This window comes from Thermodesulfobacteriota bacterium (genome assembly GCA_040753795.1).
Lineage (GTDB): Bacteria > Desulfobacterota > Desulfobacteria > Desulfobacterales > Desulfosudaceae > JBFMDX01.
The window spans coordinates 58,822-76,043 of sequence record JBFMDX010000016.1; the positions used below are offsets into that span (position 1 = coordinate 58,822).

Below are 17,222 nucleotides of genomic sequence, written 5' to 3' on the forward strand. Positions count from 1 at the left end.
GCGGGGCCGTCGATCATCCGGCGGCTCCGCTTTATAGACAAGGAGGAAACATGAAAAAGGCGTTGTTCGTTCTGGGGATACTGGCGGTATTGTTGTCACCCGCGGTACTGCCGGCTGAAGAGCCGGCGGTATTTGACCCACTGCAGGGAGCGGTGAAGTTCGGGGAACACGAAGCCTGGACCGAGCTGATCTGGAAGTCCGGTCGTATCGAGGAGATCGATGCAGAGTACATGCGGGTAGCGGACCTCGGCTACGACTTTACGAAGGACACCAAATTTTACAGCGCCTCCGGGCAGCCATTGACATGGCAGAACTTCCCGCCGGGGACCGATGTCAAGTTTGTCATCCGGAGAAGTCCGAAAACCGGTTATCTTATCACCATTGTCTCGGTGGTAAAGGCAAAATAAACCGCCGGGGCTTTCATCATGCTGACGGCATGATGAAAGCCCCGTTTTTTTATAAATCCATTACGGATAATACATGTACAGCCGGTGAATGGTCTGGGCGTGCCAGCGGCCACGTCCGGAGAATGTAGGCACCTTGTTCTTGTCCAGATAGGCCGCCACTTCCTCGTAGGTCATGTTTTCATCCCGCAGTTTCTTGATCATGTCCAGCAGTTGCTGTTTGTGGGCGGAGATTTTTCTTTTTCTCGGTTCTCTCCGGAAGGGCGCGGCCTGGATCAGCTCGGGCATGGCGTCCACCACTTTCTGCAGGGCCTGGGCGTTCTTTTCGGCGGCTTCAGCCAGCCGTATCTGGCTTTCCGCGGCCTGGGCCAGATACTTCTTGACCACCGGGGCCAGGTCATCAAAAAGGGCCTTGAGGTAATCGGGGATGTCGCTGGTTTCCCTGGCGCCGCCGCCCTTGCCGCGAGGTTCGTTGCGCGGCTTTCCCTTGTGCTGGGCGTCATACTGCTTCTGGTTGAAGTTCTGGCTGTTCCGCAGATTTTTCAGGAATTCACTCATGGGTACTTCCTCCCTTTTAAAATATTTTTTAACATTAAATCAAGCTCAAACAAAAAAGCAAATATATTCGTCTCCGGATCACCCGATCCATGGTTCCAGCTGGCGCAGGGCGGTGATAATCAGATCCGGCCGACATTCCCGGTTGTTTGCCCCGCTTAAACGCAGCGAACCGGCGTCCCCGGCGAGCAGCGCCGTGAGAAAACCGGCGCCGGCGGCCGGTCCGATATCCTTGACCGGGTCATTGCCCACATAAAGGGTATCACCGGCGGAAATTCCTTTCCGGTTCAGGGCGGCGGCGGCCTGCTCGAAAAGGTACGCCGACGGCTTGGCCCGTCCGTGTTCAAAAGAGTAAAAGATCAGTTCCGGGTCGGCCCAGGAATCCTGGGGCAGCTCGCCGAAAAACCGTTTCAGCAGGTGTCCGGTGTAAAACTGGGCATTGGAAATAATCCCCGCCGGAATTTTTCGTTTCCGGATGGCCGACAGCACCGCGGCGGCGTCGGGCAGGGGGTAGACGGGATTGACCGTCATCTCAAAATCCAGGGCGAATTGCCGGGCGAAATCCCGGTTCCCGGTGCCCAGAACGGACTGCCAGACCCGGTCAATTACCACCTCCGGGTAGTCGATACCCCGGTCTTTCATCTGCGCGTGGATGGCCGCAATCTCTTCCCGCAGCGCCCGGCACAGCTCTTCGGCGGTACGGCGGACGGAATACTGGTCCAGCAGTATGGCCAGGGCCCGCCAGGGCGGGGCGACCCCACGATCGGCACCGATGTCGGCCGGAAGCGGCATCAGCAGGGTGCCGTAAACGTCGAACAGAAAGGCCGCGGGCCGGACCGGCAGGGATCCCATGGGCGTCAGCCCGTTTGCTGTTGCGGCCGCCGGCGTTGTCCGGCGGGTGTCGCGACGGCCTTCAGGCGTTGTCATACGAGCCCCACTGAAGCAGGCTGAACCGGCCGGGATGGAGAAACCGGGACAGCAGCCGTTCCCGGCTGATGTGGTGAAAAATTTTAGTCTCAGCTACTTGGCGATAGGCGGTCATCAGCCGTTCGCCGCACGTTCGTTCATTGAATTTTTCCCGGATCAGCCGATTGTTGTGAAGGACGGTGTCCCCGGTAACGGCGCTTTCCATGGCCGAGAGAAAGGGGTTCTCTTCGACCAGCCGCCGCCGGTCGGCCGGCCGGGTCAGGATCCGGTGGATGACCGGTTTTTGAAATGATTCATCCAGCAGACCGAAATCAATGTCCGGTTGGTCGGCCAGGGCCGCGAACGCTTCGGCATCGGCGGCACCGGGCAGGCCGAAGGCGCGGGTTCCGGCGGTTACGGCCTGGCTGATTTTTTTCCGCAGCCGGCCGGTATCCAGCCACTCGGCGGGCACCGACAGGCGGGGGTAGAGATGGTCCAGCCGCAGGCCGGCGGCTTCGGCTTCGGCGTGCAGATCGGGGATTTTACGTCCGAACAGGGGCTTTCGCGCGGTCCAGGGATCCAGAAAGGCGTAACCGAAGCCCTCGTTGACGCTGGTGGAAATCATGCCCCGGCAGGCGGCGACCCACTGGGAAAACGGTCGCCGGGACGAGGCCTCAAAGACCACCCTTACCGGATTGTCGCCGCAGAACGATTTCCATCCGTCGCGGGCGGCGATGTCCGCCGGTCCCCCGGGAGCCAGTGAAATGGCCAGGGTCGTCCGGTTTTCAAAGAACAAAGACAGCAGTAGGGCTTCACCGATGTTCTTGCGTCGGATAGCCCGGACCGGATAGAACATCACCGGTTCCGCGGCCGTTTCCTGTTCTGGTTCCGGCAGGGGGGTAACGGCGTTGCCGACATAATGAACCCCTTCCGGACTGGCGCCGGCGGCGATCAGGATCTCGCGGTCACGGGTATTGATGACCGCCAGATGGCAGTTGCCCGGGTATTCTTCTCCCCGGTAACAGGTGCCGGGCCTGCCGTCTTCGGCAAAATCATGGATCTGCAGCAGCAATCGCTGCCCCCTGGCCGCCAGGGCCCGGATAATCTCCAGGAAACGCCGGTTTTTGGCGATCCAGGGGTTGTGAACGTGAATCACATCACAGCCGTCCGGCCATTCCTTCTTCAACCGGCTGATGATGGCCGCGGCGGTTGCTTCCGGATCAGGACAGGCGAAACGGCCGTCAGGCCGGTCGTAAGCGATTTCCGGCACCACCGCCGTTGGCGCTGGCGCGCCGCCTTCGGGAGGTTTTTCGCCGGAGAAAATCAGGAAGCGGTTGCGGTCCCGGGTCGCCCGCACATGCTGCCCGATAACGGTCGTCACCCCGCCCATTTTCAGGTGATAATGAATGATGCCGATATTCATCAAAATGACGAAAGAACGATATTATGAAAAACGATCAATGCATGACAGACAGAAAGAAAGAGAATCAAGAATCACCCGCGCGAGAGAGGAATACGCCGCGTGTCATGACAAATGAACAGTGATGGTTAGTGAATATACCAATCCGCCGCTAAAGACAAGCGGTTTTTTATTTCTGTCACCCGGGAAGGGCGGCGTCAGATCGGGAGCGACATCTTGGCGATCTGGGTGCGGCTGGTCTGGAACATGCCGCGGGTCAGCGAGGCCATGTTGTCCGTCAGGCCGTCAAAGGGCTCCGGCTCGTAGTAATCGAAATAATCACCGGCCCGCTCCGTCGGTTCTTTTACAGGATTTTCCGACGCAAAGAGGCTGTCGGTATACAGGCATTTACGGGTCAGGATGAGCCAGGGTTTGTCCGGGTTGGTCCGGTCGACCACCAGCAGCGAAAGGCAAAGCGGCGAGTACTGGGGGTTGTTGACGATGCGGACTTCCGCGTCGCCGAAGTGAAATACCATCCCGGCCCGCGCCTTTTTGCCGTGATGCCGCTCCCGGCCTTCCAGGAAGTACACGGGTGCTCCGGTCAGTTCGGCCAGCTTCTCCTGGCCGCTTTTATGCCTGACGTGACCGGGCGTTTCGAAAATCGCGGTAATCCGCAGATCGTGCGCGGCGGCTGAATCAATATATTCACGAATATCTTTTTTGGGATTGACCACACAGGCTTTTTTCTCCCTGGGGCACCCGATGACGTAGGACAGGGCTCCGGAATCATCCATCATGATCTGCTTGAAAAACATGCCCGCCTCCTTTTCTCCAGAGGTCTGGATCCATGGACCCGGTCCTTTTCGCCCCTGGCAAAGCGCCGTCCCGGTTGTGAGTACGGTAAATTGTTTTTGGACGGCTGATATGCCTATATTCAAGAATTATGCCATCAATATGGAAATTATTTATTTAATATAACCTGTTGATATATATATAGTTCTAAAACCAAAAGCGGATCGGGCGCAAGCGCCGGTTGTTTGCCATGGCGCAATCGGGTTACGGGTTTGTGCCTTGATTTGCAAGGGCAGCGGGTAAACGAACAAAGGGATACCTTTTAATCTCAAAAAAACAGCATGTTAAATCCATGATTGACAATGCGCCCGCCGCTGTATAGGTTGACAAAAATGGGAATCCGGCTGCCAAATATTGCCAGCCGGACCATTTCCCTGTTTTGGTTCATCCACGAACCCTTTGAGTTCAGGGCTTTTGAATACTTGAACCTGTATTCCCCCCAAAACCGGGATAGTTTTTTTGATGCGATCGTAAAAACGACCTTTTTACGAGGATGTCATTTTTTGAAAGTAATGTTTTTATGAATGGGATGGCCGTCCTGATTCTCTGTGCCGTTCTGCTTCACGCCCTGATCGAGTGGATGGCGGACCGCTTGAACCTGTCGTTCCTTTCGCCCGCTCTTCCGGATGGTTTCAGGGACGTGTATGACGCGGACCAGTATGCCCGGTCCCAGCGCTACCTGCGCCAGCGGACTTTTCTGGGGCGGCTGTCGACCCTGGTCGAGCTGACGGCTTTTCTGGCCTTCTGGTTCTGGGGCGGATTCGGATGGCTGGATGAACAGGTGCGGGCCCTGGGATGGTCACCGGTCGGGTCCGGGCTGGTTTATATCGGGCTCCTGGCCGGGGCCGGAAGCCTGATGGGACTGCCCTTTTCCTGGTACGGAACGTTCGTGATCGAAGCCCGGTTCGGCTTTAACCGCACCACGCCGCGGCTGTTTATCGTTGACCGGCTGAAGGCCCTGGCCCTGGCCCTGGTCCTGGGCGCTCCGCTGCTGGCCGGGATCCTGGCGTTTTTTGAATATGCCGGGCCGCGGGCCTGGCTGTGGTGCTGGCTGACGGTGTCGGCGGTCCTGTTGATACTGCAGGTGATCGTGCCGGCCTGGATCATGCCCCTGTTCAACCGCTTTTCCCCCCTGGACGACGGTGAGTTGAAGGAGGCGGTCATGGATCTGGCCCGCCGGAACCGCTTTCCGCTGGCCAATGTCTTTGTCATGGACGGCTCCAGGCGTAGCGCCAAGTCAAACGCTTTTTTCGCCGGCATCGGCGCGAAAAAACGACTGGTTCTCTTTGATACCCTTATCCGTCAGCACCCGCCCGAAGAGATCGTCGCCATTGTCGCCCATGAAATCGGCCATTGCAAAAAGCGCCATCTGCCGGTGATGACCGCCGTGTCCATCCTGCAGACGGGACTGATGCTGTATCTATTGTCCTGGTTTATTTCCTGGCCGCCGCTGTTTGAGGCGTTTTTTGTGGAGCGGCCGTCGGTTTACGCCGGTCTGGTGCTTTTCAGCCTGCTTTACGGGGTCATTGATTTCTTCGCCGGCCTGGTCATGCTTCATGTTTCCCGGCGTCACGAGTATGCCGCCGACCGGTTCGCCGCCGAAGCCACCGGCCGCCCGGAAGTCATGACGGCGGCCTTGAAGCGGCTCAGCCGGGACAACCTGTCCAATCTGACGCCGCACCCGTTTTACGTTTTTCTGCACTATTCCCATCCGCCCGTCGCCGACCGGATCAGGGCACTGCTTCAGGCATAGCGGGTGGGATCGGGGACCCCCGCTTCCCGGAAGCCTTTCTCGCGGATGCGGCAGCTGTCGCACCGGCCGCAGGCCAGTCCTTCCGGGGTCGGGTCATAGCAGCTGACGGTAATCGAGTAGTCGACGCCCAGCGAGATTCCGGTGCGGATGATTTCCGCCTTGGTCATGCGGATCAGGGGCGTGCGGATGGAGACTTTCCCGCCGCCGGTAACGGCCGCCCGGGTGGCCAGAGCGGCCATTTTTTCAAAGGCCGCGATAAACGGGGGACGGCAGTCCGGGTAGCCGCTGTAGTCGACGGCGTTGACGCCGATGAAGATGTCGCCGGCGCCGACCACCTCGGCCCAGGCCAGGCCGCAGGAGAGGAAAATGGTGTTGCGCGCCGGTACATAGGTCACGGGGATTTCGTCCGGACCGGTGTTTCCGGATTTGGGCACGTCGATGGCGGCCGTCAGGGCCGAACCGCCGATTTTATCCAGACCGATGTCCAGGACCAGGTGCTCCCGGACGGCCATCATCCGGGCCACCGCCCGCGCCGCCGCCAGTTCCGCCCGGTGGCGCTGACCGTAATCGAAGCTGAGGCTGTACAGGTCGTATCCCCGGGACGCCGCCACGGCCATGGCGGTGGTGGAGTCGATGCCGCCGCTGGACAGGATAACCGCTTTTTTAGGCGTGGCGCTCATTTTCCCCGCTCTCCCTTCCAGATGATCCGGTGCAGTTGTACTTGCAGCCTCACCTCCAGATGATCCGTGAGGATCCAATCCGCCAGGGTAGCGGCGGAGAGAACATCTCCGACCGGAGAAAAAAGAATATTGCCCGGAGGCATATCGCGGATGTCCCGGGAAAACGCGCTGGCGAAAAGATAGTCGGTCCGGTCGGCGATGACGAATTTCACCTGGTCCCGGGCGGTGAGCTGCTCCAGAATGTCCGGCCGGTGCCGGCCGCTTTCGCCGCTGGCCGGGCACTTGATATCCACGATTTTCACGCATTCCGCCGGCAGGTCGCGCAGGTCGCGGGTGCCGTTGGTCTCCACCAGCACCTGATGCCCCGCCCGGATCAATTCCCGGGCCAGTTCCGGGGTTCGGTCCTGAAGCAGGGGCTCTCCGCCGGTAATTTCCACCAGCGGGCAGCCGTAGGCGGCTACCTGATCCATGACGCCGGCCAGGGGCATGTCCCGGCCTTCGTCATAGGCGTAACGGGTATCGCACCAGGCGCAACGCAGATTGCAGCCGGTCAGGCGGACAAAGACACAGGGCCGGCCGGCATCAAGGGATTCGCCCTGGATGCTGTAAAATATTTCGTTGACGTTCAGGGTCATGACGGGGTCTTTCCCGACGGTTCAAACAGGGGGCAGGGGCCGTCTTCGGGATGGAAAACCGTTTCGGCCGCCGGTTGTTTCCCCGCATATTCCATGGCCCGGCAGACATGGGGAAGCAACTCTCCCGGGTAAAAACCGTAATGCCGACAGGGCGTGCAGTCGGCCGTCTGGTCGGATTCCCTGATCAGTTTCATGCCTCAGCCCCGGAAAATGGTTTCATCGCCGTCGCGAACCGCTTCGATCAGCAAAACTGAACTCATGGACCGGGGCATGAGCTTCGCGTCCAGCCGGACCGGCAGCGAGAAAAGCCGGTTGCCCCACTTGAACGCGAATTCCACCAACCGGGCCGCCGCCGGCGGCATATCCGGCAGGGACCGGCGCGGCTTGCGGCGGTCGGTCAGGGAGGCCAGCCGCGTGACCGCCACCATGGTGATTTTTTCAAGCGGGCCCAGCACCTTGTGAATTCCCTTCGAAGAGAAACCCGCCCGGTTCAGCTTGCGGCTTATGTCCGCCAGGTCGTATCGGCGGTGGTGATGGACATAGACATCGTCATGGGCGAAGTAGGCGGTCCGGTGGGGGAAGGTAATGAAGCATCGCCCGCCGGGCGGCAGTATCCTGGCCATTTCCCGCAGCGCCAGCAGATCGTCGGCGATGTGTTCAATAACCTCCGAACAGACGCACCGGGAAACGGATCGGCCTTTAAAAGGCAGGGCGGTGCCGTCGGCCACGACATAATGCCCTTCCGGCATGGCAGCCTTTAATGAGCGCATACCCGTGAACGAGAGGTCGGTGTAAACCGTCCGCGCGCCGGGCAAGCAGATCGGCGATATGCCGGTGCCGACTTCGACGGTCCAGCCGGCGTTGTCCGGCGGCAGCAGGGACGTCACGGCTTTTTGTCGCAGCCGGTAATTATAGAGATGGTTTTTCAGCAGCACATAGGCGCCGGACCGGAAAAAGGCCTGAAACCGGTTGGCCTTGCGGGAGGAATCGTTCATGGGTTTTTCCGGATCGGTTTGAAAATCGCCGGCGATAGCCATCCCGTTTTTGCCAGCCGGTACAGGAGGGCGGTCTTCAGGCAGCCCAGGCCGTATTTAACGCTCGGCCAGAAACGGATGGAGGAGGCTTCGGCAAAGTAACGGGTGGGGCAGCTGATCTCGGCCACGGTGTAACCGGCCCAGAGAATCTGGGCGATCATCTGGTTGTCGAAAATAAAATCATTATCATTGGCGTCAAGGGGCAACGATTCCAACAGTTCCCGGGAGAAGGCCCGGTAGCCGGTGTGATATTCGGAAAGCTTGGCGCTCATGATAATATTTTCAGTAAAAGTCAGAAAGCGGTTGGCGATATATTTCCATACCGGCATGCCGTTTTTCAGCGCCCGCCCGCCCAGGATGCGGGAGCCCAGAACGCATTGATAGAGGCCGCTGCCGATCAGCGAGGCCATGGCCGGAACCAACAGGGGGGTGTACTGGTAGTCCGGATGTACCATGATGATGATGTCGGCCCCGTTTTCCAGCGCCAGACGGTAGCAGGACTTCTGGTTACCGCCGTATCCCTTGTTCCATTCGTGGGTATAGATGATGGCGCCGGGCAGGGTCCGGGCGATGGCGACGGTTGCATCGGTGCTGCAGTCGTCGACGATAATCACCTGATCGACGACGCCCTGGTCCATGACCTCGTCAAAGGTCTGCTTCAGGGTCGCGGCCGCGTTATAAGCGGGCATGACGACGATGACTTTTTTGTCACGATACATCTTTTAATCTCCGGTGAAGAACTGACGGCGGATGATTCCGGGCATGCCGCCACGCGCCGGATGAATCGCCGGTCGGTAAAAACATAGCAGATTCGAAAAAAAAATACCACCCGTCGCCCGATGAATTATGGTTGCAGCCGGTCGGCGGATCGGATACCTTGCTATCCATATTACCGGAGGAGCCATATCCCATGGCAGAAAACGCTTTCCGCATCACCCGGCGCGAGGGCCTGTACGCGACATTGCTGCTGCTGATCATCGGCGGCTTTCTGGCCACATCCCTGAAGACCCAGCTCAATCCGGACGGTATTTTATATGCCGCTTATCCGCGTTCGGCTTTTTTTGACCGGGACATTCTGCTGGTCAATGAGTTCAACGACATGCAGCTGCTCCCCCTGTCCCGGCATGTTTCCGCGACCGGCCTTGAAGGCAATCCGGTCGCCATCGGCACGTCTCTGCTGATGACACCGTTTTACGCCCTGGCCTTCCTGGCCGATCATGTCGCCGGCCTGGCCGGTCTGCGTCCCGGCGGTGATGGCTACCGGGGCGTTTACGCTTATGTCTTTCCGGTGGGGTCCCTGTTTTACGGTTTTCTGACCGCCCTGATGCTTTTTTCGCTGGCCAGCCGATATGGGGGCCGGGAACACGCCGTCGTATCCCTGCTGCATGTCGTGCTGGGAACGCCGTTCTTTTTTTACCTGGCCATTCATTATCACGTTTCCCATTTATGCTCGGCCTTCGGCGTAACATTGTTTCTGTACGCCTTTGAAATGATGAGCCGGGACCCCGACCTGCCCGCCCGCCGGTCGTCGTTTTTTGTGCTGGGGGCCTTCAGCGGGATCGCCATCCTCACCCGGACCCAGGACGGGCTGTTCTGGGTGATCCCGTTCTGCTTTCTGCTCTTTCAGTTGCAAAGCGGCCTTCGTTTCCGGCGGATTGTGGCCCAGGGGCTCTGTTTTCTGGCCGGAGCGGCAACCGCCGTATCTCCCCAGCTGGTCCTCTGGAAGGTGATGCACGGCCGCTGGATTCACGCGCCGGAAGCCGCCAACATCGATGTTTATAACCTTCACTTGCCGCAAATTCTGACGTCGTCCTACCATGGCCTGTTTGTCTGGACGCCGGTCGTGATGATCAGCCTGGCCGGCCTGATCCTGATGGCGCGCCACGACCCCCGGCGGGGCATCGCCCTGCTGCTGGCGGTGATGCTGCAGCTGGCCGTCAGCGCTTCCATGCGGATGTGGTGGCAGGGGGCTTCTTTTGGCCTGCGCCTGCTGGTCAATTGTACCCCCATTTTTTTTCTCGGGCTGACCTATGCCTATGCCCGGATCAGGATGGCCTGGATCCGCTGGCTGGGCGGATTGCTCGTTGTCTGGACGATCCTGCTGGGCCTGAATGTCGTGGCCGGCCGGATCGATCTTAACCGGTTCTATCCGCTGGCCGAGCTATGCCGGATTCAGGCCCGCCTGCTGGTCGATCCGGCGGGCTGGCAGCGAATGAAGGAATTTGCCGGTCTGATTCGTTATCCCGGCGGGGCCGCCATGGTGACGGCCGGAGTCGTTCTGGTCGTGACGATCCTGGTCCGGTACGGCAGGAGATTGCCCGGGGCCTGGCGACAGCGGGTTTTTTCGACCCGCGGCGCGACCGGGGCGTTGGCGACGGGCATCGCTCTTTCCGGGCTGATCGGGCTGCTGGGGGTTGCCGCGCATGACCACAAACGCCTCTGGCAGGAGGATCTGAAACGGATTGAAAACGGACTGAACAGCTATGAACGGTTTTACATAGACTATTCCTATTTCATTATGAACGGGGAATATCTGGTCGCCACCGGCCGTCTGTCGGAAGCGGCGGATGAATTTTCCCGGGCCAACGCTGTTTTCGCCATGCCGGCCTCTTTCTGGCGCCAGGCGGAAATTCTGGCGGCTGCCGGGCGGCAAGCGGAGGCCTGGGCGGTTATCGACCAGGCGCTGGAGCGGTGGCCCGACAATCAGCAGCTGCGGCGACGTGTAATGGGGGCCAGGGAACAATGGGGCAAGTGAACCCTCGACCCCTTGAATCCTTGAGCCCTCCGTACCAACTGAATTGGAGAAGAACCAAATAAAAAGGCTGCCGCCGGCTACGGTGACAGCCTTTAATTTTTTGGTGCCGAAGGCCGGACTTGAACCGGCACGGGTCGCCCCACTACCCCCTCAAGATAGCGTGTCTACCAAGTTCCACCACTTCGGCAGGAAACGATCAAGCAACTATTCTGACGCGGCCGGTGGCTGTGGCGCCGCGGGCGCTTTCTCCGCCGGCTGGCTTACCGGCGCCGGCTCATCCGTCAGAATGGATTCGGATTTCCGCGTGGCCGACGTATAGGCCAGGGTCAGGCAGGTCAGCATGAAAATAATGGCGGCGCCCGCCGTCAGCTTGGCCAGGAAGGACGTGCCGCCGGTGCTGCCGAAAAGGGTCTGGCTGCCACCGCCGCCGAAAGCCGCGCCCATGCCCGCTCCTTTTCCGGCCTGGAGCAGGATGATCACAATCAGCAGGATACAGACAATCACATGAATGAGGGTTATCAGAATACTCATTTTATTTTCCGTTAATAATTGACAATTTTGGCAAACGTATCGGCGTCCAGGCTGGCTCCGCCCACCAGGGCGCCGTCAATGTCGGCCATATTCATTAGTTCTCCGATATTGTTCGGTTTCACGCTCCCCCCGTAAAGAATGCGCAAGGCTGAAGCCAGGGGAGCACCGAACATGTTTCGGATCGCCGAACGGACATAGGCGTGAACTTCCTGGGCCTGTTCACTGGTGGCGGTTTTACCCGTGCCGATGGCCCAGACCGGTTCGTAGGCCACCACCAGATCCCGCATATCGTCCAAATCAAAGCCTTTTAATCCGTTTTGAATCTGTTTGTCAAGTACGGAAAACGTTTTTTTCGCCTCACGTTCTTCCCCGGTCTCCCCGATGCACATGACCGGAATCAGTCCGGCTGACCGGGCGGCCCTGATTTTCCTGTTGACGGTGTCGTCCGTTTCGCCGAAATACTGGCGGCGTTCGGAATGACCGATGATGGCGTAGCGGCATCCGGCGGCAGCCACCATCGACGGAGACACCTCACCCGTGTAAGCGCCTTCGGCTTCCCAGAAAAGGTCCTGAGCGCCGACACCGATGTTGCTGCCGGCCAGGGCCTGGCAGACCGGTACCAGGGCCGTGAACTGCGGGGCCACCATGATGTCCCGGCCGGCGGCGGCGGCCACCAGCCCGGCCAGGCGCACGGCCGTGTCTCTGGCTTCCTGCCAGGTCTTGAACATTTTCCAGTTTCCGGCGATGAGCGGGCGACGTTGGTCCATGATTTTTTCTCCTTTCATTGCGGTCGCGGACGAACCGGCCGTTTCCCGTCAAGTTTTCTGACCATTAAAATCGCGTCTTCCCGGTTGTCATAATAACCGGGTCTTCGTCCCGATTGGATAAAACCGTGCTTGACATACAGGTTGACGGCGGCCAGGTTCGATGCCCGCACTTCCAGGCACACCTGCCGCAGGCCTTTTTCTCCGGCCAGGGCCACCGTTTTTTCAAGAAGGCGGGAGGCGATGCGCCGGTTGCGCCAGGGATGGTCCGTGGCCACTTTCATGATGTGCATTTCATCCAGAACAATCCGGTAAAACAGATAACCGGCGATGGTCTCCGGCGGCCCCCCGATAGTGACGTAACCGCCTCCCGCGGAAAGTTCGGCCGCGCAGGCGGTCGGACTCCAGGGCGCCTGGAAGCACCGCTGCTCGACGGCCGCTATTTTGCTGATATCCGTCGCCGAGATGGGAACGGTATGCAGAATCCGCGGGTCATTCACGCTTGTTCCCCTTGAGAATACTGCTGGCGATGGAAATGCTTTTTTTGCCGAAGGCCTCGACTTCCCGGATCAAATCGGTCAGGGGCATGTCCTGGCGCGCCCTGATGGCTTTGAGCAGGATGGGCAGGTTGATGCCGGACAGAACTTCCACTCTGCCTTCCTCCAGAAAGGAGTAGCTCAGATTGGAAGGGGAGCCGCCGAACATATCGGTCAGAATCAGTACGCCTTTTTCACTTTTGACGCTTTTTATCCCCTCCGCGATTTTTTCCCGCAATTTTTCAGCCGGCTCCTTCAGATCGATGGAAACGGCTGCTACTCCTTCCGGTTTGAATCCCAGTACGAATTCGGCCGCTTCGATCATGGCTTCTCCCAGGCGCTGGTGGGTGACGATTAAAATTCCTGTCATGGCGTGTCCTGACTGTTGTTGATGATGTTGTGATCGTGTTACCGCAGCCGGATATTCCGGTGGGTGATTTCGACCGGTTGCTCCTGTTTCCGCAAATGATCATACACCGCCTCGGCGACGGCGACGCTCCGATGCAGACCGCCGGTGCAACCGATGGCGATGGTTAAATAGGCCTTGGGTTCATTGCGGTATAACGGCACCAGAAAGTCGATCATCTCCAGAAACCGGGACATAAACTCCCGGCCGGTGCCATTATGCAACACATAATTATTGACGCTTTGTGATTTTCCGTCAAGGTTTTTCAACTCGGGATCAAAGTAGGGGTTGGGCAGAAAACGGACGTCCATGATGATATCGGCGTCATGGGGCACGCCGTATTTGAAACCGAAGGAAAGAACATGGATCCGCATGGGCGAGCGGGCCGTGCTTTTCTGCAGCAGTTTAAAAATAAACGATTTGAGGTCATGGACGGTCAACCGGGACGTGTCGATGATGCGATCAGCGGACTGCCGCAGTTCCTCCAGTCGCTGCCGTTCTTCCCGGATGGCCGGAACCAGGCCTTTATCGTCGGCCAGGGGATGATGACGCCGGGTCTGACTGTACCGCTGGATGATGATTTTCTCATCGGCTTCCAGAAAGAGAATTTCCAACTGATACTGTTTGCTTTTCAGCTCCGCGAACACGGTCGGACAGGATGTCAGAAAGTCTTTTTCCCGCAGGTCCATGACAAAAGCAAGGCCCTGGACGCCTCCCGTGGCCTCCACCGGTATCTCCAGAAACTTGGGAAGCAGGGTAACCGGCATGTTGTCGACACAGTAGAAACCGGCGTCTTCAAAGGCCGCCAGAACTGTACTCTTGCCGGAACCGGACAGCCCGGTGATGATTTTTATGTCAAGACGCTGCATAAGTTATTCCGAGCAAGGTTCCGGCGTAAGACCACGGCGGTTATCGTCCGCCTCAGGCGGCGGAGTTGGCGGGAAAGGCGGCCATGAACGGTTCGCGTCAGTTGGCCTCGTCGAATTCCTCCACGATGTCGCAGATCGCGTCGGCGCTCGGCGCGTCCTGCAGGCGCTGCTTGAAGATATCATTTTTAAGCAGCTTGGATATGCGCGACAGCAGCATCAGGTGAAGGTCCGTGGCGCCTTCCGGGGTGAACAGCAGAAAAAAGATGTGGACCGGTTTCCCGTCCATGGCCTCAAACGAGACGCCCTTCTGGCTGATGCCCATGCACAGGATTTCCGCCGGCAGGTTCTGCAGTTTACCGTGGGGAATGGCGATACCGCCGCCGATGCCGGTAGTCCCGAGGCGCTCCCTCTCCATAAGCATCCGGACCAGCTGGCTGTGCTCGATTTTTGAGATGGCCGCAACCGGAACGGTCAACTCTTCCAGAACGCCCTTCTTGTCGGTTGCCTTGAGCCCTAAAATAACGGCTTCTTTTCTTAATACGTCAATTAATTTCATGCTGGACCGCCTTGCCTGTCAATGGCATCTGCCTGAAAAAGACACGCGTCTTCCCGAAAGATGTCAGAATACGATCGTTTTATTCGGTGCTTTTGGGTGAACGCCTGGCACCGGATCGATGATGGTCTTTAATCTTCTGTTTGTTCTTCTTGATCTGTTTTTCGAGCTTATCCACAACCAGGTCGACGGCGGAATGAATGTCTTCGGTCTCTTCCTTGCCGTTGATGACCAGCCGGTCTCCGGACAGGCTGACTTCCACAATGCTTCTGAATTTTTCCGTCGAGAGGATGACGTTGGCCTCGGCCGGGCCGTTAAAGAACTTGTCGAACTTGGACAGTTTTTCCTGAACAAAGGACTTGAGGCGTTCCGAGGGCTCGATGTTTTTAAAGGTAACGGATACCTGCATATGACCTCCTAAAATTGTTTTCGTTTGGTTGACGGTAAAATAGCCATAACCTCTCTGTACTTGGTAACGGTTCGCCGGGCGATGTCAATGCCGGACTGTTTCAGCATAGCGGCGATTTTATCGTCGCTGTAAGGTTTTTTCGTGTTTTCGGATTTGATGATTTGCCGGATTTGCTCCTGAACGCTGGCCGAGGCCATTGATTCCCCTTCAAGCCGGTTAATCGAACTGTTGAAAAAGTATTTCAGCTCAAACACCCCCTGGGGGGTATGCGCGTATTTGTTGGTCGTGACGCGGCTAATGGTCGATTCATGCATGCCGATATCATCCGCCACGTCCCGGAGAATCATCGGTTTTAAATGGGCGATGCCGTAATCGAAGAAATCCCGCTGGAATTTTAAAATGCTCTGCATCACGTTATAGATGGTTTTGCGTCGCTGTTGAATACTCTTTATCAGCCAGGAAGCGGAACGGATGCGCTCCCGCAGATATTCCTTGGCCTCCCTGGGCGTCCCCGAATTCCGCTGAACCGCTTTCCGGTAATAGGGATTGATATTCAGCCGGGGCAGATCGTCATCATTGAGCACGATGACAAAATCATTTTCGTGTTTGTATACGTAAATGTCCGGAATGATGTACCGGGGTTCATCTTCCCTGAACTGGCGGCCGGGCCGCGGCTCCAGATTCCGGATGACGCTGATGGCGGCCAGGGCTTCTTCCAGCCGGATTTTCAGCGCCCGGGTGATGGCCTTGTAGTTTTTGTTTTCCAGATCCTTCAAGTGGTGGGTGATGATGTCCCGGATGACGGGGTTGCTGATGCCGAGTTGATTCAACTGGATCATCAGGCACTCGGCCAGATTGGCCGCTCCGACTCCCGGCGGATCGAAGGTTTTAATGACCGTCAGCACCCCGCTGACTTTTTCCGGCGCGGCCGGTACGGCCAGGGCGATTTCCTCGATGCCGGCCTCCAGGTAACCGTCCTCATTAATATTGCCGATAATCAGGCTGGCGATCCTTTCCTCCTCCTCGCCGGGCCGGGTCATCAGAAATTGCCACAGGAGATGATCTTTCAGGGTCCGGGGAGAAGCGGTAAACGACTCGAACTGGGGCTTTTCCTTTTCTTCGGATTCAAACTGGGCGCTGCCGTAGGAATTGTATTCATTCAGATAGTTTTCCCACTCCACCTGATCGGTGATTTTATCCTCGATGGACACTTCCTTTTCGGCGCTGCTCTCATTTGTTTTTTCGGCCTCGGCTTCGGCCTGCTCCTCTCCGTCGGTTTCAGCAGGAGACTCCTCCAGCGCCGGATTCTCGGCCAGTTCCTGCTGGATGGCATCCACCAGTTCCAGACGGTTTAACTGCAGAAGGCGGATGGCCATCTGCAACTGGGGCGTCATGACCAGTTGCTGGGTTAATCCCAGTCGTTGTCTTAAATCAAGCACCATAAGCTACAGCCTGAACTCTTCCCCCAGGTAAATCCGCCGGGCGGTTTCGCTGGAGGCGATTTCCTCCGGCGTGCCGGATTCAATGACCCGTCCGTTGTTGAGAATATAGGCCCGGTGGCACACGCCCAGGGTTTCCCTGACATTGTGGTCGGAAATCATGACACCGATGTTGCGTTCGGTCAGGTGCGCGATGATGTTCCGTATGTCCACGATGGCCAGGGGATCGATTCCGGCGAAAGGTTCATCCAGCAGGATGAAAGCCGGGTCGATGGCCAGCACCCGGGATATTTCCAGGCGCCGTCGCTCTCCTCCGGAAAGGAGGCTGGCCCGCTGGCGCGACAGATGGCGGATACCCATTTCGTCGAGAATCGCGTCGGTCCGCCGGGACTGCTCCGCCCGGGTGTACTTCAGGCACTCCAGGACGATTTTGATGTTCTGCTCCACGGTCAGTTTGCGGAAGACCGATGATTCCTGGGGCAGGTAGCCGATTCCCCGGCGCGCCCGCAGATGCATGGGCAGGCCGGTAATTTCAGTCTCATCAATCAGAATACGACCGCTGTCGGCATGAATCATGCCGATGGAAATATAAAAAGTCGTGGTCTTGCCGGCGCCGTTGGGGCCAAGCAGGCCGACCACTTCATGACTGTGCAGTTCCAGACTGACCGCGTCGACAACCCGTCTGCCGCCGTAGCTTTTCTGCAAATCACGCAAAGAGAACAGGGCCATTGCGACGCCATAT

21 protein-coding genes and 1 tRNA gene are annotated in these 17,222 nt (G+C 58.1%); 3 read left to right on the forward strand and 19 right to left on the reverse strand.

The features are described 5' to 3' along the window. Positions 1-50 precede the first annotated feature (50 nt). Positions 51-407 carry a hypothetical protein gene (locus AB1724_16025; GenBank protein MEW6079316.1) on the forward strand — a complete coding sequence of 119 codons (357 nt, stop codon included), beginning with the start codon at positions 51-53 and terminating at the stop codon, positions 405-407. A gap of 60 nt (positions 408-467) precedes the next feature. Here the strand turns inward: AB1724_16025 and AB1724_16030 are convergent, their stop codons facing one another. The 4 genes from AB1724_16030 to AB1724_16045 form a co-directional block, all read right to left on the reverse strand. Next, a complete protein-coding gene (locus AB1724_16030; protein ID MEW6079317.1) occupies positions 468-962 on the reverse strand; it encodes a hypothetical protein in 495 nt (164 codons plus the stop codon). Between the two features lie 78 nt (positions 963-1,040). After that, a complete protein-coding gene (locus AB1724_16035) occupies positions 1,041-1,886 on the reverse strand; it encodes an HAD family hydrolase (protein MEW6079318.1) in 846 nt (281 codons plus the stop codon). Further along, positions 1,873-3,288, reverse strand: a complete 1,416-nt coding sequence (locus AB1724_16040) for a hypothetical protein (GenBank protein ID MEW6079319.1) — start codon at positions 3,286-3,288, stop codon at positions 1,873-1,875. Before AB1724_16040 ends, AB1724_16035 begins: the two co-directional genes overlap by 14 nt. 194 nt (positions 3,289-3,482) lie before the next feature. Further along, on the reverse strand, positions 3,483-4,079 hold the full coding sequence (locus AB1724_16045; GenBank protein ID MEW6079320.1) for a hypothetical protein: 597 nt from the start codon (positions 4,077-4,079) through the stop codon (positions 3,483-3,485). Between the two features lie 557 nt (positions 4,080-4,636). Between AB1724_16045 and AB1724_16050 the strand changes: the two genes are divergently transcribed. Continuing rightward, positions 4,637-5,869, forward strand: coding sequence for a M48 family metallopeptidase (locus AB1724_16050; protein MEW6079321.1), 1,233 nt, complete (start codon positions 4,637-4,639; stop codon positions 5,867-5,869). On the opposite strand, the gene queC is transcribed toward AB1724_16050, so the two are convergent. From queC to AB1724_16075, 5 genes are read right to left on the reverse strand one after another with little or no spacing between them, the layout of a single operon-like run. Further along, positions 5,860-6,549: a 7-cyano-7-deazaguanine synthase QueC gene (gene queC / locus AB1724_16055; protein MEW6079322.1), complete on the reverse strand. Its 690-nt coding sequence runs from the start codon at positions 6,547-6,549 to the stop codon at positions 5,860-5,862. The genes AB1724_16050 and queC overlap by 10 nt on opposite strands. After that, positions 6,546-7,184, reverse strand: coding sequence for a radical SAM protein (locus AB1724_16060; GenBank protein ID MEW6079323.1), 639 nt, complete (start codon positions 7,182-7,184; stop codon positions 6,546-6,548). The genes queC and AB1724_16060 overlap by 4 nt, the downstream gene beginning before the upstream one ends. Continuing rightward, the gene (locus AB1724_16065) at positions 7,181-7,378 is read right to left on the reverse strand and encodes a hypothetical protein (GenBank protein MEW6079324.1); all 198 of its coding nucleotides are present in this window, start codon (positions 7,376-7,378) and stop codon (positions 7,181-7,183) included. The genes AB1724_16060 and AB1724_16065 overlap by 4 nt, the downstream gene beginning before the upstream one ends. Before the next feature lie 3 nt (positions 7,379-7,381). Next, on the reverse strand, positions 7,382-8,179 hold the full coding sequence (locus AB1724_16070; GenBank protein ID MEW6079325.1) for a class I SAM-dependent methyltransferase: 798 nt from the start codon (positions 8,177-8,179) through the stop codon (positions 7,382-7,384). Further along, entirely contained in the window at positions 8,176-8,937 is a 762-nt protein-coding gene (locus tag AB1724_16075; GenBank protein MEW6079326.1) for a glycosyltransferase family 2 protein, read from the reverse strand. Before AB1724_16075 ends, AB1724_16070 begins: the two co-directional genes overlap by 4 nt. Before the next feature lie 191 nt (positions 8,938-9,128). Here AB1724_16075 and AB1724_16080 point away from each other — a divergent pair, with 191 nt between their 5' ends. After that, on the forward strand, positions 9,129-10,973 hold the full coding sequence (locus AB1724_16080) for a hypothetical protein (GenBank protein ID MEW6079327.1): 1,845 nt from the start codon (positions 9,129-9,131) through the stop codon (positions 10,971-10,973). 101 nt (positions 10,974-11,074) lie between these two features. On the opposite strand, the gene AB1724_16085 is transcribed toward AB1724_16080, so the two are convergent. The 10 genes from AB1724_16085 to lptB form a co-directional block, all read right to left on the reverse strand. Then, positions 11,075-11,160, reverse strand: a tRNA-Leu gene (locus tag AB1724_16085). A 17-nt stretch (positions 11,161-11,177) separates the two neighbouring features. Continuing rightward, a complete protein-coding gene (gene secG, locus AB1724_16090) occupies positions 11,178-11,504 on the reverse strand; it encodes a preprotein translocase subunit SecG (protein MEW6079328.1) in 327 nt (108 codons plus the stop codon). An 11-nt stretch (positions 11,505-11,515) separates the two neighbouring features. Further along, a complete protein-coding gene (tpiA, locus tag AB1724_16095; GenBank protein ID MEW6079329.1) occupies positions 11,516-12,271 on the reverse strand; it encodes a triose-phosphate isomerase in 756 nt (251 codons plus the stop codon). A gap of 14 nt (positions 12,272-12,285) precedes the next feature. Beyond that, positions 12,286-12,768 carry a ribosomal protein S18-alanine N-acetyltransferase gene (gene rimI / locus AB1724_16100; protein MEW6079330.1) on the reverse strand — a complete coding sequence of 161 codons (483 nt, stop codon included), beginning with the start codon at positions 12,766-12,768 and terminating at the stop codon, positions 12,286-12,288. After that, positions 12,761-13,174 (reverse strand): PTS fructose transporter subunit IIA, encoded by a 414-nt coding sequence (locus AB1724_16105; GenBank protein ID MEW6079331.1) that lies wholly within the window; start codon positions 13,172-13,174, stop codon positions 12,761-12,763. Before AB1724_16105 ends, rimI begins: the two co-directional genes overlap by 8 nt. 38 nt (positions 13,175-13,212) lie before the next feature. Next, a complete protein-coding gene (gene rapZ, locus AB1724_16110) occupies positions 13,213-14,079 on the reverse strand; it encodes an RNase adapter RapZ (protein ID MEW6079332.1) in 867 nt (288 codons plus the stop codon). Between the two features lie 97 nt (positions 14,080-14,176). After that, the gene (locus AB1724_16115; GenBank protein ID MEW6079333.1) at positions 14,177-14,635 is read right to left on the reverse strand and encodes a PTS sugar transporter subunit IIA; all 459 of its coding nucleotides are present in this window, start codon (positions 14,633-14,635) and stop codon (positions 14,177-14,179) included. A 79-nt stretch (positions 14,636-14,714) separates the two neighbouring features. Next, positions 14,715-15,041: a ribosome-associated translation inhibitor RaiA gene (gene raiA, locus AB1724_16120; protein ID MEW6079334.1), complete on the reverse strand. Its 327-nt coding sequence runs from the start codon at positions 15,039-15,041 to the stop codon at positions 14,715-14,717. Positions 15,042-15,049: 8 nt separating this feature from the next. Continuing rightward, a complete protein-coding gene (rpoN, locus tag AB1724_16125; protein MEW6079335.1) occupies positions 15,050-16,483 on the reverse strand; it encodes an RNA polymerase factor sigma-54 in 1,434 nt (477 codons plus the stop codon). Positions 16,484-16,486: 3 nt separating this feature from the next. After that, positions 16,487-17,209, reverse strand: a complete 723-nt coding sequence (gene lptB / locus AB1724_16130; GenBank protein ID MEW6079336.1) for an LPS export ABC transporter ATP-binding protein — start codon at positions 17,207-17,209, stop codon at positions 16,487-16,489. Between the last annotated feature and the right edge of the window lie 13 nt (positions 17,210-17,222).

Bases quoted from the DNA above. Each gene is read 5' to 3' on its own strand.
- AB1724_16030 (MEW6079317.1), bottom strand. From the start codon at position 962: ATGAGTGAATTCCTGAAAAATCTGCGGAACAGCCAGAACTTCAACCAG.
- AB1724_16050 (MEW6079321.1), top strand. From the start codon at position 4,637: ATGAATGGGATGGCCGTCCTGATTCTCTGTGCCGTTCTGCTTCACGCC.
- AB1724_16060 (MEW6079323.1), bottom strand. From the start codon at position 7,184: ATGACCCTGAACGTCAACGAAATATTTTACAGCATCCAGGGCGAATCC.
- AB1724_16035 (MEW6079318.1), bottom strand. From the start codon at position 1,886: ATGACAACGCCTGAAGGCCGTCGCGACACCCGCCGGACAACGCCGGCG.
- queC (MEW6079322.1), bottom strand. From the start codon at position 6,549: ATGAGCGCCACGCCTAAAAAAGCGGTTATCCTGTCCAGCGGCGGCATC.
- rapZ (MEW6079332.1), bottom strand. From the start codon at position 14,079: ATGCAGCGTCTTGACATAAAAATCATCACCGGGCTGTCCGGTTCCGGC.
- lptB (MEW6079336.1), bottom strand. From the start codon at position 17,209: ATGGCCCTGTTCTCTTTGCGTGATTTGCAGAAAAGCTACGGCGGCAGA.
- raiA (MEW6079334.1), bottom strand. From the start codon at position 15,041: ATGCAGGTATCCGTTACCTTTAAAAACATCGAGCCCTCGGAACGCCTC.
- AB1724_16105 (MEW6079331.1), bottom strand. From the start codon at position 13,174: ATGACAGGAATTTTAATCGTCACCCACCAGCGCCTGGGAGAAGCCATG.
- secG (MEW6079328.1), bottom strand. From the start codon at position 11,504: ATGAGTATTCTGATAACCCTCATTCATGTGATTGTCTGTATCCTGCTG.
- AB1724_16065 (MEW6079324.1), bottom strand. From the start codon at position 7,378: ATGAAACTGATCAGGGAATCCGACCAGACGGCCGACTGCACGCCCTGT.
- AB1724_16075 (MEW6079326.1), bottom strand. From the start codon at position 8,937: ATGTATCGTGACAAAAAAGTCATCGTCGTCATGCCCGCTTATAACGCG.
- AB1724_16045 (MEW6079320.1), bottom strand. From the start codon at position 4,079: ATGTTTTTCAAGCAGATCATGATGGATGATTCCGGAGCCCTGTCCTAC.
- AB1724_16070 (MEW6079325.1), bottom strand. From the start codon at position 8,179: ATGAACGATTCCTCCCGCAAGGCCAACCGGTTTCAGGCCTTTTTCCGG.
- AB1724_16025 (MEW6079316.1), top strand. From the start codon at position 51: ATGAAAAAGGCGTTGTTCGTTCTGGGGATACTGGCGGTATTGTTGTCA.
- AB1724_16040 (MEW6079319.1), bottom strand. From the start codon at position 3,288: ATGAATATCGGCATCATTCATTATCACCTGAAAATGGGCGGGGTGACG.
- tpiA (MEW6079329.1), bottom strand. From the start codon at position 12,271: ATGGACCAACGTCGCCCGCTCATCGCCGGAAACTGGAAAATGTTCAAG.
- AB1724_16115 (MEW6079333.1), bottom strand. From the start codon at position 14,635: ATGAAATTAATTGACGTATTAAGAAAAGAAGCCGTTATTTTAGGGCTC.
- AB1724_16080 (MEW6079327.1), top strand. From the start codon at position 9,129: ATGGCAGAAAACGCTTTCCGCATCACCCGGCGCGAGGGCCTGTACGCG.
- rpoN (MEW6079335.1), bottom strand. From the start codon at position 16,483: ATGGTGCTTGATTTAAGACAACGACTGGGATTAACCCAGCAACTGGTC.